Source organism: Methylobacterium longum (assembly GCF_022179385.1).
GTDB classification, from domain to species: domain Bacteria; phylum Pseudomonadota; class Alphaproteobacteria; order Rhizobiales; family Beijerinckiaceae; genus Methylobacterium; species Methylobacterium longum.
Genome location: NZ_BPQS01000031.1, coordinates 18,192 through 33,924, shown reverse-complemented (window position 1 = coordinate 33,924; position 15,733 = coordinate 18,192). Strand labels below are relative to the sequence as shown.

11 protein-coding genes and 2 pseudogenes are annotated in these 15,733 nt (G+C 62.6%); 5 read left to right on the top strand and 8 right to left on the bottom strand.

Annotated features, from left to right (window positions below; translation table 11 throughout):
• Window positions 1–162 precede the first annotated feature (162 nt).
• The 3 genes from MFF58_RS21705 (at window position 163) to MFF58_RS21690 (ending at window position 3,861) form a co-directional block, all read left to right on the top strand.
• Window positions 163–429 carry a hypothetical protein gene (locus tag MFF58_RS21705; protein WP_238291049.1) on the top strand — a complete coding sequence of 89 codons (267 nt, stop codon included), beginning with the start codon at window positions 163–165 and terminating at the stop codon, window positions 427–429.
• Window positions 430–1,472: 1,043 nt separating this feature from the next.
• Complete coding sequence (locus MFF58_RS21695) at window positions 1,473–2,267, top strand: glycosyltransferase (RefSeq protein WP_238291047.1); 795 nt, start codon at window positions 1,473–1,475, stop codon at window positions 2,265–2,267.
• A gap of 121 nt (window positions 2,268–2,388) precedes the next feature.
• The gene (locus MFF58_RS21690; protein ID WP_238291046.1) at window positions 2,389–3,861 is read left to right on the top strand and encodes a glycosyltransferase; all 1,473 of its coding nucleotides are present in this window, start codon (window positions 2,389–2,391) and stop codon (window positions 3,859–3,861) included.
• 402 nt (window positions 3,862–4,263) lie between these two features.
• Here MFF58_RS21690 and MFF58_RS21685 read toward each other — a convergent pair whose 3' ends face one another.
• The 3 genes from MFF58_RS21685 to MFF58_RS21675 form a co-directional block, all read right to left on the bottom strand.
• Window positions 4,264–4,980 (bottom strand): FkbM family methyltransferase, encoded by a 717-nt coding sequence (locus tag MFF58_RS21685; RefSeq protein WP_238291045.1) that lies wholly within the window; start codon window positions 4,978–4,980, stop codon window positions 4,264–4,266.
• Between the two features lie 305 nt (window positions 4,981–5,285).
• The gene (locus tag MFF58_RS21680; RefSeq protein WP_238291044.1) at window positions 5,286–6,698 is read right to left on the bottom strand and encodes a phosphomannomutase; all 1,413 of its coding nucleotides are present in this window, start codon (window positions 6,696–6,698) and stop codon (window positions 5,286–5,288) included.
• 233 nt (window positions 6,699–6,931) lie between these two features.
• Window positions 6,932–7,585: an ABC transporter ATP-binding protein gene (locus MFF58_RS21675; protein WP_238291043.1), complete on the bottom strand. Its 654-nt coding sequence runs from the start codon at window positions 7,583–7,585 to the stop codon at window positions 6,932–6,934.
• 248 nt (window positions 7,586–7,833) lie between these two features.
• Here MFF58_RS21675 and MFF58_RS21670 point away from each other — a divergent pair, with 248 nt between their 5' ends.
• On the top strand, window positions 7,834–9,078 hold the full coding sequence (locus MFF58_RS21670; protein ID WP_238291042.1) for a KpsE/RkpR family capsule polysaccharide export protein: 1,245 nt from the start codon (window positions 7,834–7,836) through the stop codon (window positions 9,076–9,078).
• A gap of 155 nt (window positions 9,079–9,233) precedes the next feature.
• Here MFF58_RS21670 and MFF58_RS21665 read toward each other — a convergent pair whose 3' ends face one another.
• A complete protein-coding gene (locus MFF58_RS21665) occupies window positions 9,234–10,340 on the bottom strand; it encodes a methyltransferase domain-containing protein (RefSeq protein WP_238291041.1) in 1,107 nt (368 codons plus the stop codon).
• A gap of 512 nt (window positions 10,341–10,852) precedes the next feature.
• Here MFF58_RS21665 and MFF58_RS21660 point away from each other — a divergent pair.
• Window positions 10,853–11,842 (top strand): annotated as a pseudogene (locus MFF58_RS21660) (IS481 family transposase); the annotation flags it as partial.
• Here MFF58_RS21660 and MFF58_RS21655 read toward each other — a convergent pair.
• The 4 genes and pseudogenes from MFF58_RS21655 to MFF58_RS21640 all read right to left on the bottom strand — a co-directional run.
• Window positions 11,840–11,956, bottom strand: a pseudogene (locus tag MFF58_RS21655) (IS5/IS1182 family transposase); the annotation flags it as partial. The pseudogenes MFF58_RS21660 and MFF58_RS21655 sit on opposite strands and share 3 nt — an antisense overlap.
• 154 nt (window positions 11,957–12,110) lie before the next feature.
• On the bottom strand, window positions 12,111–13,007 hold the full coding sequence (locus tag MFF58_RS21650) for a class I SAM-dependent methyltransferase (protein ID WP_353959837.1): 897 nt from the start codon (window positions 13,005–13,007) through the stop codon (window positions 12,111–12,113).
• Window positions 13,008–13,094: 87 nt separating this feature from the next.
• On the bottom strand, window positions 13,095–14,201 hold the full coding sequence (locus tag MFF58_RS21645; RefSeq protein ID WP_238291039.1) for an IS630 family transposase: 1,107 nt from the start codon (window positions 14,199–14,201) through the stop codon (window positions 13,095–13,097).
• A gap of 99 nt (window positions 14,202–14,300) precedes the next feature.
• Window positions 14,301–15,725 carry a class I SAM-dependent methyltransferase gene (locus MFF58_RS21640; RefSeq protein ID WP_238291037.1) on the bottom strand — a complete coding sequence of 475 codons (1,425 nt, stop codon included), beginning with the start codon at window positions 15,723–15,725 and terminating at the stop codon, window positions 14,301–14,303.
• Between the last annotated feature and the right edge of the window lie 8 nt (window positions 15,726–15,733).

Here is a 15,733-nt window from a genome sequence, read left to right as displayed (position 1 = left end):
GCGGCTGGGTCGGAGCGCGGGCCTGCGGTGCTCGGTAGGTCAACGCGAGGACTGCCGGGGTATAATGCTAAGAGTCTGAGTAGATTTTTCGATAAAATGAGATGTGAGCAACGTTATACTTGCAACAACGCTCAAAATATGTACGATAGGAAATTTCTTACTATGAAAAGCTACGAATTCGAGCTAGAAATCGTGGAAGACACGCGCAATGAGGGCGCCTATTTTATTAGGGAGACATTTAGTACGCACAGAAAAACTCTGCACAGGGCGGCAAATCTTGAAAAAGCACGAAATAAAGAAGCCAGCTTACATAATAAACTAGTAGAAAGAATTGAACGTCTTGATGAACGAGAGGACGAGCGGCTGAGTCTATTAATTGACGAATCGGACTCAGGTTCAGGTTTAACATGGGGCGATTTGATATGGTAAGGAGTCAAATATATTACTCTAGAGACAGTCAACGATAGTTTCGAGGATGAAATCAAAGGGGTTGCTGCCTGTGATCCGCCCGGCGTCGAGTGATCAGCCTCCAACAGGTGGTTCATCGCCGAATTTAGTGGAAAGGGCTGTGTGATGGCTGGCACGTAGCTGGGATCGTGTCAGTACGCAGATCAGGGCATGACCCTGCTCTGCTCCCTACCCGGCTGCCATCTCGTCCGCATCACGCGAGACAGCCCCACCGCTCTCACCCTCCTCCCCGCGCACGGCACGATCACGCCCTCTGCCGACGTGCCGGCGAGCGGCAAGGCGGCCTGGCTGCCATCGTCGGTCGATCGCTTCTACTGCCGCGAGCCGGCTTGCGCGCGCCGCACCTTCGCCGAGCACTGCTCGAAGCTGCTCGCCTACCATGCCCAGCCCACACGCCGCCTCGCCAGGTCGCAAACTCAGGCCGGCCTCGCGGCCGGGCGCGCTGTCCGCCGTACGGCTGCTCCTGCACCTGGCCATGTCGTCCAGCGCCACCACGCTGTTGCGGACGATCCAGTGGCTGGCGCTGGCGAACACGCCTCGCCCGTGCGTCGTGGAGGTAGACGACTGGCCGCCACGTGCGCATCAGCCGGTCCCGGTTCAATCGTGGGCCGCTTCGCACGGAGCAATCCCTGCGGGCGGGCTCCGGCCGCGGCACCGCCCCGTTCCTGGAGGAGCGGCCGGCGACCGTGCTCCTCGCGCATCCCGGGCGAGCAGGACCGCAGCGCACGCGGGGCCTTCATCGATGTCCCGGCGAGCCGCGAAGCGCACATCATGTGCCGCGGCGCGTCGGCGACTCCCTGAAGCCGCGCCGCCGTCGCCGCCCCGGGTCTGGCGGGCCCGTGATAAATGATTAACCAAGATCGCATAAAACGTGATTCCACGATGCGAAGACCCTGATGACATACCTACAGTCTTCAAGGCACGCCGCGGCGGTCGCAGCAGATATGGGTTAAGTGGTTTGGCGCGCGCGGCACGCTTGGGCCGATCATGAAGAGAGATCGAGCATGTTTGCCACGCAGAACCTCGAGACCTTTGTAAGGGCGGACGCGCCGCGGCCAGGACCGCGCGCCGGGATGACAAAGCTCGCCGTCGTGACGCCCTATTATCGTGAAGACCTCCATGAACTGGCGACGGCGCATCGCAGTGTCGTGGCCCAGGACGCGGAGGTGACCCACATCATGGTCGCGGACGGCTATCCCAACGCCGCCATCAATGCCTGGGGCTGCCAGCACATCGTGCTGCCTTCGGCCCATCACGACGCGGGAAATTTTGCGCGCGGCGTCGGTGCGCTCCACGCGTTTCAGAGCGGTGCCGAGTGCGTCTGTTTCCTCGATGCGGACAATTGGCTCGAGCCGAACCACGTGTCGACCCTTCACGACGCCCTGATCCGGGAGCGCTCCGATATCGCGGTGAGCCGTCGGACGTTGAGGCGGCTCGACGGAAGCGTGCTCGATCCGATGGATCCGGAGAGCGACGGCTATCGATTCGCCGACACCGGCACGGTGATGCTCAGCCGGAGAGCCCTCGAGATCGCGGTGCTCTGGACCACATTGCCCGTCGAGCTGAGCGGAGCCGGGGATCAGTTTGTTTGGGCTGCAGTCAATAACAGGGGGTTCGCGATCGCGCGAACGTCGAAGCCCACGATGAATTACAAGACGAAATGGGCGGTGCACTACGCTGGGCGACAAGAATTCCCGCCCCTCGGTTCCGTCGACCTGACAATCGTTCGGAACTCGGAGGCGCATTGGCAAAAACTTCCCGACTCCGAGAAACGAAGAATTATCTTCGGCCGCATTTGATTCGCCGATCGACGACCGCCGAAATCTTGACAGTTCGTAATACTCTGTCCTAGATGCCCGCTCGCGTCAGGATGCGGATCGATCCGCGCATCCCGCCATCCCATACTAATCGAGAATCGCGATGCGCGTGCCTAAAATACTTCATTATTGTTTTGGCATGGCCGAAGATTTTGGCGGGAAGCCTTGGAGCCTGATGCACTACGTCTGCTTGCGTAGCGCCATCGAAAAGATCAATCCCGAGACCGTCATGTTCTTCTACGAGCATGAACCGCGTAACGAATGGTGGTCGCTGACGAAGCCGTTCGTCACCGAAGTCAGGATCGAGGCGCCCAGGGAAATCTTCGGCCGCCCGCTGCACAGCGCCGCTCATCGGGCCGACATCGTGCGGCTTCTCGCCCTCATCAAGCACGGTGGCATCTATCTCGATGCCGACGTTTTCGTGCATCGCGACTTCGATCCCCTCCTCGGCTATCCGACGGTCCTCGGCGAGGAGGGGCCCGACGGGCAGTTCGGTACGGCCAATGCGGTGATACTGGCCGAGCCCGGTTCGACATTCATTGCGCGCTGGTTGGAGCAGTATAAGTGGTTCCGGGGTGGCCGGGATCATACGGAGCTATTCTGGAGCGAGCATTCGGTTCAGCTCCCGTTCTTCATGAGCCGTCTGTTTCCCGATGAAATCACCATCTTGAACCATCTGGCTTTCTATTGGCCCCTCTGGGTTGAGCCGCACATCGACTGGATTTTCAGGTCGAACAATCCGATCGACACCACGCAGAGCTTCGCAACGCATCTGTGGGAGTCGAAATCATGGTCCCTGATCAAGGACCTGACGCCGGGTCAGGTGCGATCGATGGACACCAATTTCGCCCGCTGGGCGAAGCCCTACGTCGCGCACCTACCGGACGATTTCGGTGCCGCGCCGTCCGAGCGTTCCGGTACGGAGCATCACCTTCGGACCTCCATCTTTCAGCAGACCTACGCGCAAAATCGCTGGGGCAATGACGGGCAATCCCGTTTCTTCTCCGGTATCGGGTCCCGGGGCGACGTCGCCGACATCTACATACAGGCCATGCTCGCCGAGCTCAGTCACCTGCGACTGAAGATCGGGCGTCCCCTCGTCATCGTCGACATCGGCTGCGGGGATTTTGCCATCGGCCAGAAACTCATGCAGGCGCTGCCCGATCAGTACATCGGGTGCGATCTTGTGCCTGAGCTGATTGAGTATAATGCATCCCGGTACAGCAGTGATCGCGTCTCCTTCAAGGTCCTGGATGCTGTCGCGGACGAGCTGCCGAGGGGGGACGTCTATCTGGTCCGCCAAGTGCTCCAGCATCTTTCGAACTCTGAAATCCAGAGAATAACCGGCAAGTTGTCCTCGTGTCAGAACGTCTACGTGACCGAAGGGTATCCCCGAGAGGTGCTCGGACCGGTGAACCCTGACAAGCCGGCGAGTCACGAGATCCGCTTCGACTGGCGTACGGGGCAGGGCCGCGGTGTCGAACTCGATCAGGCTCCCTACAGCTTGAATGTACGGCTGATCTGTCAGGCCGAGCTTCCGAAGGAAATCATCCGGACGTTTCGGGTGGCCCTGTAACGACATCGTCACGCGTGTGGTGATCCGCGTGATCGGGGGGGGGCGGAGCAGAACGAGCGCAGGGGCGCGCCCGTCAATCCTCGTGGCCCATTCGCGTCTTCCCGATGACCTCTGCTCCGGGTTCCTTGCGCCCTGCCCTACCCTACCCTGCCCTGCCCTGCCCTGCCCGTGTCCCGGCGGCGTACGCCACATCGCAGCCAGCTGTCCTCGACTTCCTGGCGGTGATTCGTCGTGTGCTGGGCCGTGAGCGGGTTCTGGCGCCGTCGCGGCGTCGGCGGACCGTCCCGGAAGGGCCCGTCATCCCCGCCGAGCCGCGCTGAGCGGCTGCGGGACAGGCGCGGACGTCGATGCCGGGCCCGGTCTCGGGATGAGTGCGCAGTGACGGGATAGCGATAGTCTGCGCTAAAATCGAAACTTGCCGAGGGGAAAGTCGGCGCGTTCCGGATTGTTCGGCATGTCCAGCGGTGTGGGATACTCGCTCGAGGTGGGCTGGAAGCTGCCGCGATCTTTCCGCAATAAGGTAAGTTCCAGTACGGTTGGAACGGGGATGCTGCCTAATATCGCCCACGCACCATAATTGTTCGCATGAACGTGAATGACATGATGATTGGCTGAAAGATTGGTGACGGCCCGTCCAATCAGGTCGGCATGTCGGGGATCGGCCAGGGCATTGATGGCGTGGACTTCGATGACGATCTGACGGAAGCGGGCGAGCAGCGCGGTGCTGCAATTGGCCAGGATGGGCCACTCGAACCCTTCGACGTCACATTTCAGAATCAGGTCCCGATCGCCGGGTTGCGAATTTTCCGCGACGATATCGGGCAATGTTTTGAACCCGGGCTCGGAATGGTCTGCCCCGATTCCGGTCTTCTCCCAGGTGAAATGCGGATGATGGGCCGGCAGTTGGTTTATCGTGTGGTCGTATTGAAAGATCTTTATGCCCTTGTTGGCGATGTCGAGGTCCCACGAGACGTCATGGCTGATCCCGAGGGAGTAGGCGGCCGTCACGCCGTCGAAGTCGTCGGCCATGACATAGCCGCCGTCGAACAATCGCCCGTAGCGGGATTTTCTCATGCCTGCGCAATCGTGCGGCGCCAGCTGGCCCAGGATGTGGGCCACACTCATCCTAGTCGAGTGTTTGTGATCAATGACGGCTTCTGAAATGTTATATTCGAGCGTGGGCATGAGTGAACCCCTTCATTATGGTCTTCGTACCGGCTGACAGTATCGTTCAGCGTGCGGCTTGGCGGAAAATGCCAATGACGAGGTCGCACGATCGAATTGCGGCCTCGTGGTCGGATGACGTCGTGGGCGTGGCGGCGATGATCGCCCTCGTCGATCCTGTGGTGATCAACTTGCGACGACAGGTTCAGACAGGGGTATGAAAGACAGGTTCACGGCGGAAACCCGCCGTGATCGGTCGATCACGACATGGCCGCCGCCGCCGCGGTGAGTCCCCACTGCACGAGATCTTGCGCCGCCTGGGCCGATTTGGCTTCCGCGTAGCACCGTAACTCGGGGGCATTGCCCGAGGCACGGAAATGGATGGTGCATCCGCTGTCAAGCTCGACTCTGATGCCGTCCTGCTGATCGACCGACCGCACCGAACCGATCGACCGCAGGAATTCGGTTCGGAAAGCCTGGTCGCGAAGCCGGTCGAGAAACGCGCTGCTCCGCTCCGACGGCGTGTTCGGGAGGCGGTCGCTGGCCATCTCCCCCGCATCGAGGGACAGGACGAGTTCGGCCAGGGAGGTGCCGGCCGCCTGCACGGCGGCCAGCGTGGCCAGGATGGGCAGCATGGCGTCCCGCGTGGGCAGGGCGGGCAGGACCTTGCCGCCGATGGCGACGTCCGATCCGAGCAGGAAGCCGCCATTAGCCTCGAAGCCGACGACGGAGCGCGCGCCGGCGCCGATCGCCTGCTCCATCCCGGCGATGACGAAGGGGGAGCCGACCTTGGTGCGCACCACCCGCGTGAAGCCGCCGGAGTGTTCGAGCGCCGAGCCCGCGGTCACCGGCACAACGACCGTGTCGGCGCCGAGGAACCGGGCGGTGATCAGGCCGAGCACGTCGCCCCGCACGATCCGCCCGGCGCCGTCCGCGATCAGGGGTCGGTCGGCGTCACCGTCGGTTGTCACGAGCGCGTCGAACGCGCCCGCGGCCGTGGCCTCGCGGATGAAGGCGATGTCCTCGGGCCGATGAGCCTCGGTGTCGATCGGCACGAAGGTTTGCGACCGGCCGATCGGGGTCACCTGGGCGCCGAACTGTCCGAGCAGGTCCGTCAGGAGATCGCGGGCGACCGAACTCTGCTGGTAGACCGCGACGCGCAGACCCTTCAGGATCTCGGGCGCGAAGGTCTCGCCGTAGCGGCGACGGTAGCGCTCGATGGCGCCGGGCTCCTGCGTGGCAGGAATGGGCGATGCCGGTGCCGCGTCGGCATCGGCGACCTCCGCGAGGGCGGCCAGGATCGCGGCCTCGTCGGCCTTGGTGATCTCGCCGTCGGGCCGATAGAACTTCAGGCCGTTGCGGTCCTCGGGGATGTGGCTGCCGGTGACCATGACGGCGGGGGCGCCGCGCCGCGTCGCTTCGAGGGCGAGGGCCGGCGTCGGCAGGGCGCCGCAGTCGACCGCCTCAAATCCGCACGCCGCCGCGGCCGCCGCCACCGTGGCGGCGATGCCCGGAGAACTGTCGCGCAGGTCGCGTCCGATCACCACGGCGCGGCCGCCCTCCCCCGTGGGGACGGACCGGAAGAACGCACAGGCGTAGCGGTAGCTCGGCCGGCCCACCAGGTCCGTCACGAGGCCGCGCAGGCCGCTCGTACCGAATTTCAGACTGCTCACGGCGTTCCTGTCGGCCTCCCGGCGCTGCGATGCGCCCGCGCGTGTGATGCCGCGAAACGCACATCACCACAACGCCCGAACCAGCGGCGAAGGACCTCGGATGAGGAGAATCGGCGCCCGCGCGCGCCTTTGAGTCCAGCGGCCTCCGGCTTACCGGGGCTCGGCGGGATCCGCCGGTCGCCGCCGTGGCGCGGCGAGCGGTGGCCTCAGCGGTGATCGCGCGGTGGGCGCCGTCAGGCGTTGAGGCGCTTGTAGACCTCGATCGCGTCATCGACATCCTCGTAGACGATCGCGCGCCCGTTGAGCAGCACGAGGCCGTGGGTGCACCACTTGCGGATCGTCTCCATCGAGTGCGAGATCATGATGATGTCGGCGCTCTTGCAGCGCTCGGCGAACACCTCGTCGCAGCGCTTGGAGAAGCGCGCGTCGCCCACCGAGGTGATCTCGTCGATCAGGTAGCAGTCGAACGGGATCGCCATGCTCATGCCGAAGGCGAGCCGCGCGCCCATGCCCGAAGAGTAGGTGTAGATCGGGGCTTCGAGGTAGCTGCCGAGTTCGGAGAAATCCTCGACGAAATCGAGCACCTTGCGCGGGTCCTCCCCGTAGATCCGGGCGACGAACATGACGTTGTCGCGGCCCGTCATCTTCGGGTGGAAGCCGCCCGCGAAGCCGAGCGGCCAGGAGACGCGCCGGTCGCGGCGGATCTTGCCCTTCGACGCGTCCTCGGTCCCGGCGATGAGGCGCATCGTCGTCGATTTGCCGGCGCCGTTGATGCCGAGGATGCCGTAGGAGATGCCCGGCTTCAGGGTGAAGGACGCTTGGTCGAGGATGATCCGCGGGTGACCGTTGGTCCGGTAGATCTTGGTGACTTTTTCGAAACGGATCACGGGGACCGCTCTCCCGACAGACGGCAGGCCTTCATCAGCCGTCGATGGCCGTGCCGGCTGCGCTAACGCGCGAAGGTGGCCAAACTTGGAGAGGGTTTGGGGATGCGGCGCTGGAACCGCGGGGTTCCGGCTGACATGCTTTTGCCGTCTGTCGGTGTGAAGGGCTGTTCAAGGCATCGGCTCCGTCGTGGCCGAGGGCCATCCGGGCTCGAGACACGTCCGAAGCCGCTGAAGCCGGGAAGCAGACGATGAACATGGAGATCCAGCGGGCCGCGGGTAAGCCGCTCAAGGTCTTGGACCGGCAGCGGGCGATCGCTGAGGCGCTACAGCAATTCACACGGCTCTCGAGCGTCATCGACCGCAAGAAGGGCGTTCGGTCCTATGAGAGCCACGTCAAGGATGATCCCTGGATCCCGATCCTGTTCGCGCTCTGCTTCGTCCTGCCGGTCGCGATCGGGGGCCTGTACTACGGCCTGATCGTCTCGGATCGGTACGTCACCGAGACGCAGTTCGCGATCCGTCCGGCGGTCGGCTCGGCCGAGAAGGCTGCACCGGACGAGGTGGGCACCAATTCCGGCACCGTGAACTCGACGGTCGCGCAGGACAGCCTGATCACGCTGGGATACATCTACAGCCGGGCCATGCTCGAGACGATCGAGGCACAGCTGCCCGTCCGCGAGTGGTTTAGCCGCGACAGCATCGATTATTTCTCCCGCCTGGATCCCGACAAGCCGATCGAGAAGCGCTTGCGCTACTGGAAGCGCCGGGTGGCGGCGGATGTCGACTCGGTCTCCGGGGTCATGTCACTATCGGTCGAAGCGTTCGAGCCGGGGGAGTCGCTGGCCATCACTCAGGCTATCCTGAAGGCGACGGATGAGATGGTGAACGGCCTGAGCGCCCGGGCGCGTGAGGATGCCGTCGTCGAGAGCGCGCGCGAGCTGAAACGCGCCGAGGAGCGAGTCCAAAAGATCAACACGGCTCTGACCGACCTGCGTAACCGGGCCGGCGTGCTCGACGCCGTGAGGTCGAACGAAGCCACCCTGAAGACGATTTCGGACCTGCGCACCGCGCGGGTCAACCTCGCGGTTCAGCTCTCCGTCGGGCAGCGCGATCTCGGTCCGGCAGCCCGGAACATCATCGACATTAAACAGCAGATCGCCGATCTGGACACCAACATAGCTCGCCTGCAGCGGGAGAGCGCTGGGGAGGCGCCCGAACAGAAGCGCCAGCTCTCGAGTGCGCTCACGCAGTTTGAGGCGCTCGAGAACGAGCGGAAGGGCGCGGAGCGGTATGCGGAGTCGGCGCGCAAGGCCAACGAGCGCGCGCGCATCATCGCCGCGCGTCAGGTCCAGTTCCTCAGCCCGGTCGTCGCGCCGGTGAAGCCGGAATCCTCTACCGAGCCGCGCAGGGTCCTGATGATCAGCCTGATCACCGCGGGCGCCGCCGTGCTGTTTGCGGCGGCGCTGTTCGCCCGGAAGCTGATGGTGAGCTGAGACAAGCCAATTTGAGATTGCGTCGGCAGTAATCAGTTGCGTCTGCGCGGCGATCGGCCCGGCATGCGACGTGGCCGATCGCCAGCAACCGATGAGGATTAGGCGCACCGCATGGGTGAAGCCATAGGCGCGCTCTACGTCATTGATTTCTGGACCTACGCCCCGGAAGCCAGTCCCAGAACCTTCCGGGCGCCCTCTAGGAGGACGAGGTGCTGGACCGCGGCGGGACCGCTCACCGGGATCGACCGGCTCGCTTCGGCAATTAGGGTCTGAAACTTGCGGCGATCCAGGCCGCGCCAGCCGGTGCTGGCCAGCACGGCGGCCAGTACGATCTGCGTCGCTTCGGCGCGGAAGTCGGCCTCGCGGATTCGATCCAGGACCTTGGCCTCGGCACTGTCCTCGCCGAGGAGCGATACCGGCAACTGTCGTAGCTGCTGCGACAGCTCAACGATCGTCAGATCCATGAGGTGCCGCCGAGCTGCCTGAAGCTCGGTCGGGGTCATCGCCTCCCGGCCCCTGCGCAGCCACGCGTAGAACTCCGTCGCCTCCGCCTCGGCGATCTCCTCGACGCGCAGGTCGAGGTAGCCCATCGCCGTCAGTTCCAGAAGCATCAGGCGGAAGCTCGACGGCACGAAGATCCAGTTATGGGCATCGACGTATTCCGGCAACGCGGCGAGGCCGAGTTGCTCATGCGCTTTCTCGAACGGGATGGCGATAATGCCTTCCCGGGTGTCGTCGGCGTGCCAGCCCGGCGCGCCGCCCTTGTGAACCGTGCGCATGATGAACTCGAAATGCGTGCGCGTGTCGTGGCGGCTACGCTTCTCCAGGAAGGCCGCCAGGGCATCGCCGGTCGTCGAGGGATGGCGATAGAAGTCGAAGCACTTCCGCTTGTCGGGAACGGCGAGGATGATGACCCCATCCGGGCGGATCAGGGTCTCGGCAGCCTTGAGGAAGGTCACCACGTCGGTGGTGTGCTCGATGACGTGGCTGGCGATGAAGGCGTCGAACGTGCCGTGCTGATCGGCCGGCACCGCATCCGCGAGGGAGCCGCCCTGCCAGACGAAATCCACCTCCTCGATCCGCGTTGTGTCGACGCCCTCGTGGGCCTTGTACTTGGCCACGAGATCGTCGCGGGACGCGTGATCAATGACGAAGGTGTTCCAGCCGTCCCGCTTCGGCGCGAGCGGATTGAAGCTCGGTCCCACCTCGACGAGACGGGCATCCTTCGTCAGTGATCGCAGAAGGCGCTGTGTCCGATCCATACGCTCTCCCCTCCTAGCTATAGTGGGAGGTACACAAAGAGACCGTGCAGGTCACGTGATCCTGAGAATGGCTCGATTGCGCGTGCTGCAGCTGAGCTGCCACGGGAGCAAGCCGGCACATGAGCAAGATATGATGGCCAACTTGCAGATGGTGGGCGCGGCGCTTCGGTCCGCATGGCAGAGGAAGTACCTTTCGGCCCGCTCCGCGGAGAGACGCAAATGAGACGGTCATTGGGTTCGTTTTGCCAATTGCTAGGCAGTGGCTAGTGCGGTGACGCGGATCGAGGCCTCACGGGCGGGATGAGGTGTGCGAGTCTGGGCGATGGCTCAGACTGTCTGCGTGCGTCCCGATGCAGCCGACGTGACCCAGCTCGCTGCGATCGCCGAGGATCAATCGCACCCACCCAAACACATCCAGCGTGCTCACAGCGTCCTGCTCTCAGACGAGTATCTAGATGTTTGATCCCAGGGTTTGATGGTGCAGTTTTCTCACGCGAGTGGAAGGACGCGCTATGGGCCAGGTTCAGCACGGGAGCGCCACGACGACAGCGGCAGTCCGTCGAGCGATACAGCATAGTCAAGCGAGCCTGAGGGCGCTGGCGGCCCGTTACGGCGTCGACCCAAAGACCGTCGCGAAGTGGAAGAAGCGGTCCTCGGTGGCTGACCGGAAGACCGGCCCCACAGAACCCCGATCCACGGTGCTGTCGGCGGAGAACGAGGCGGTGATCGTCGCCTTCCGCCGGCATACCCTCCTGCCACTCGACGACTGCCTCTACGCTCTGCAGCCAACGATCCCGCACCTCACGCGCTCAAGCCTGCACCGTTGCCTGCAGCGCCATGGCATCTCGCGGCTCCCTGAGGTGGGGGGCGACAAGCCGCTCCGTGCAAAGTTCAAGCGGTACCCGATCGGCTACTTCCACATTGATATCGCCGAGGTGCACACCGAAGAAGGCCGGCTTTACCTGCTCGTGGCGATCGATCGGACCTCCAAGTTCGCCTTCGCCGAGTTGCACGAGAAGGTCACGCGCCGGGTCGCCGGCAATTTCCTGCGGGTCCTTGCTGCCGTCGTTCCCTACAAGATCCACACCGTGCTCACCGATAACGGCACGCATTTCACCGAGCCGTCCGGCAACACGTGGACGCCGGAGGAGATCAGAGCGATGCGCGCCGAGAAGGTACCGTTCCGCTGCCACTCCTTCGAGGGTGCCTGCGCCGACCTCGACATCGAGCACCGTCTCACGAAGCCGCGCCAACCCTGGACGAACGGTCAAGTTGAGCGGATGAACCGCACGATTAAGGACGCCACGGTCAAACGCTTCCACTACGACAGCCACGATCAGCTCCGGCAGCACCTCGCGGACTTCGTGGCCGCCTACAACTTCGGCCGCCGCCTCAAGACGCTACGCGGCCTCACACCCTACGAAGCTATCTGCAAAGCCTGGGTGGACGAGCCCTCTAGGTTCACTCAGAACCCGCACCACCAAATCCTGGGACCAAACAGTCAACGCAGCTCGGTTCTCGATCGGCCGTCTGCCACCTTTTGGACGTGGGCGGGGCGGCGGCAGAAGCGGCGCAATCTCGGTCCAGAGATCATCGGGCAGAAGCGGACGAGCCATCAAGACCAACGCCCGCCCGATCCGTGCCCGTTCTGTTAGGCGCTCTAAGTCAACGTTGGGGAGCGACATGACCAAGTTCAAGAAGGCCGAGCGCGAGATCGACACCCTGTTGGAGAGTGTGCGATCCTCAAAGCGCGTCCTTCAAGATCCGAGTTTATTTAACCCGACGGGGGCTTAGCCGAGCCAGCAAGCCCCGCTTTCGCCTCCGCTCAGGGACCGGCGGCTCGGGCGCTTGCGCTACAAGGGCAACCGGTGGCACGAAGGCACGGGCGGCCTCCGTACCCCGCCTGATCGCGATGATGGATGGGCGAGTCGCGACCTCAGAGCCGCTATCCGCGTCATTGTGCTGAGCGTAGGCAGTCGTGTAATACACGTCGAAACCTAGATTACTAAATATTTTGTTGTAGAGACCTCGTGAAATATGCCACCAAACGTAATTGATGCGGCTGTCATTGAGCGGCGTTATTGGGCGCATCATCAGATCATCCACGGGGATGACGTCCGTGAATGGGATCAAGACAGCCTCCCGGGCGAGGCGTGCCCATGCTCCGATCGCAAATACCGGCTCTGAAAGGTGCTCGACAATCGCGCCAGCCATAACAACGTCGAAGGACTTCTCCGGCCACTCATAGAGTTCAGGGATGGGCGCGTAGACGCACTTTGCTTGACTGTTGTACTTATGCCAGGCGTGCCACCATGAATTTTTGATCGGGATAAGATTTTCGCGCGTCCAAATCTCCCGATATTGCCCAATATTATTATAAGACAGACTGTCGGCAAACGGTACGTGCCGAAACTCGTGTGTTGAAGCAGCATCTAGTCCAGTAACAGTAGCTCCAGCTTTCTCAGCGTTGAACGCGAGGTATCCGGATGCTGTTCCAACGTCAAGAACTGTCTTGCCCTTCAAATCATATCCGCCGATGTATTGTAAGAAATCATCTATCGTCCAGCTTCCATTGACGACTTCGCCGTCAGGAAACTTCATCGTGTGATACCAATAGCTTCGACTGTTGAGGGCGTCATGCCACGGCTCTTCGTATTTCGGTTCCATATTCACAGCGACAATACTCCCCAACAGACCATTCCGGCACCATGACAGGACGTACACGACGCAAATTCAAGCTGCTAGTGCACTGACTCAGACGGATGGTTCAGGGGATCGGCTGACTGCGGCGAGGATGTTGGTTGCGGGCTTGGTCCAGACGAAGGGCTTGGCGTGCCGATTGTGCTCGGTGATGTAGCGTTTGATCGCCGCCTGCAGATCGCCGACGCCGGTGAAGGAGCCGCGCCGCAACCGACGACGGGTCAGCGCTGAGAAAAAGCCCTCGACTGCGTTGAGCCACGAGGCCGAGGTCGGGGTGAAGTGGAACGTCCAGCGCGGGTGGCGGGCGAGCCAAGTGCACACCTTCGGGTGCTTGTGGGTGGCGACATTGTCGAGGATCGCGTGGATCGCCTTGTCGGACGGGACGGCGGCCTCGACGGCGTTGAGGAACCGGATGAATTCGCCATTCCGGTGACGCTGCATGCAGCGGCCGAGCACCGTGCCCGCCAAGACGTCGAGGGCTGCAAACAGCGTCGTGGTGCCGTGACGGGTATAGTCGTGGGTCGGGGCGGCGGGATGGCCGGAGGCGAGCGGACGGTCGGGGCGGGTGCGCTCCAGCGCCTGGATCTGGCTCTTCTCATCGATGGACAGCACGACCGCGTGGGCGGGCGGGTCTTTTGTTGTGGCCAACCACGCGGGGCACTCATCGAACGGGTTCGATGGGTGCCCGTTCTCGACTTTGGCGGCGAAGGCCGGATCGCACGAACGCTTGAACGTGCGCAGCCGGTGCGGCTGGAGGCGGTGAGCGTCCCAAATCCGCTGCACGGCGCGTAACGAGATCCCCACAGCACGGGCTACGGCACGGCCGGTCCAGTGGGTGACCTCGCCCGGCGGCTCCGAGCAGGTTAGCGCCAGCACCTCAGCCACCGTCTCGGTCGAATGGGGCGGTGTCCCAGGCGGGCGCGTCTTATCACGCAGCAGACCTTCGACGCCCGCTTCGGCGTAGCGCCGCTGCCGGCGCCACACGGCGGGTCGGCTGACACCCACCCGCCGGGCCACATCCTGAACGCTCAAGCGCTCGGCCGAGAGCAGAACGATGCGGGCGCGCTGGATGTGCTTGAGCGGGCGCGATCGATTCTCGGCGATCGCAGAGAGCCGGGTCGTGTCGGCTGCATTCGGAAGCACGCAGACGGTCTGAGCCATTCCCCAGGCTCGCACACCTCATCCCGACCGTGAATCCTTCGTCCGCGTCACTGCACTAGGGTTTGAACTCAGTTTGAATTCCGGTTGGCACTACGTCCCTCAAGCGGAAGTGTCCCAAGCAATACCGAGTACCTTCTGTGTTTCTGCCAAGAGCACGAGGTGCTGTGCAGCTTCAGGGCCGACGCTCGACGTATTCTGTGCCGCCTCTGTTATGATCGATTTGAACTTTTTCTTGTTCAGAGCTCGTGATCGAAGGCTTGCGAGAACGGCGTGCAGCACAGTCTGCAGTGCGCGAGAGCGCTGCTTCTCCCGCGCGAGTTCAGTGGCGAAGAGCGGAAACCCGAACTGAGCGGCGCTCAACGGCACGACAAGGAGTGCATCGCTCCTTCCGACTTCGACGATCGCGCTCTCGTTGGGAGTGGTCATCGACTCACTTCGCCGCTCCAAGACCTTCCTCGACTCGATCAGTAGAGATTGGTGCTGAACGGCCGCGAAGGCGTTGTCCGGCACTTTCCGGCTGGCCTGAGCGATCTGGCGCCGAAATTTGGTTCGGTTAAGTCCAAAACGGCCGGTGCTAGCTCGCACCGCGGAGAGAACCGTCCGAATTGCCTCAGCCTGATAAGAAGCCGTCAAGAGTTGATTTCGCAGGGTGTTTTCGGAAACGGACTTGCTCAGTGGGCTATCCGGTAGCTGACGTGACTGCTCGGCCAGTTCGACGATTATACGTTCCATAAGATTGGTGCGTTCGGACCGAACTTCTTCGGCAGTCAAAGACAACGCGCCTTTTCGGAGCCAGACGAAGAACTCCGTAGCATACATCTCCAGCATGTCCTCGATCCGTAGATTGAGATAACCAAGCAACGTCAATTCTAGGATCATCAGACTGAAACTCGCCGGTACGAACACCCAGGCGTGCGCATCAGTGTAGCCGGGCAGCTGCGCTGTAGCCCGCCAATGAGGCTCCGCAGCGGGAGAGCACACTAACTCGGCGCGCCGGAGATCGTCACCGGCCCAAGCCCCCTCGGTTCCCGACTTCAATGCCATATTCAACGCATAGTCGATATGCGTACGAACCGTGTGTCGGTCGCGTCGCTCTAGGAAAGCTGTGATCGCTTCGGCAGTCGCGGACGGATACCGGAAGAAGTCGAAGCACTTGCGCTTATCAGGAACCGCCAGGATTATGATCCCGTCCGGCCGGAGTAGAGTTTCTGCGGCACGCAGGAAGGTGACAATGTCGGTGGTGTGCTCAATAACATGACTGGCGATGAAAGCGTCGAATGTTCCGTGCTGATCTTCGGGCACGGCATCTGCGAGTGATCCACCAGTCCATACAAAATCGACCTCCTCGATCTGCTCGACTGTCTGGTCATGATACTTCTTTAGGAGATCGTCGCGCGAAGCGTGATCAATGACGAAAGTGTTCCAACCGTCACGCTTGGGAGCGATAGGCCTGAAGCTCGGGCCTACTTCGATTATACGGTCCTTCTTAGTCAGGGATCGCAGAAGTTGTTGCACGCGGTCCATATGCACCT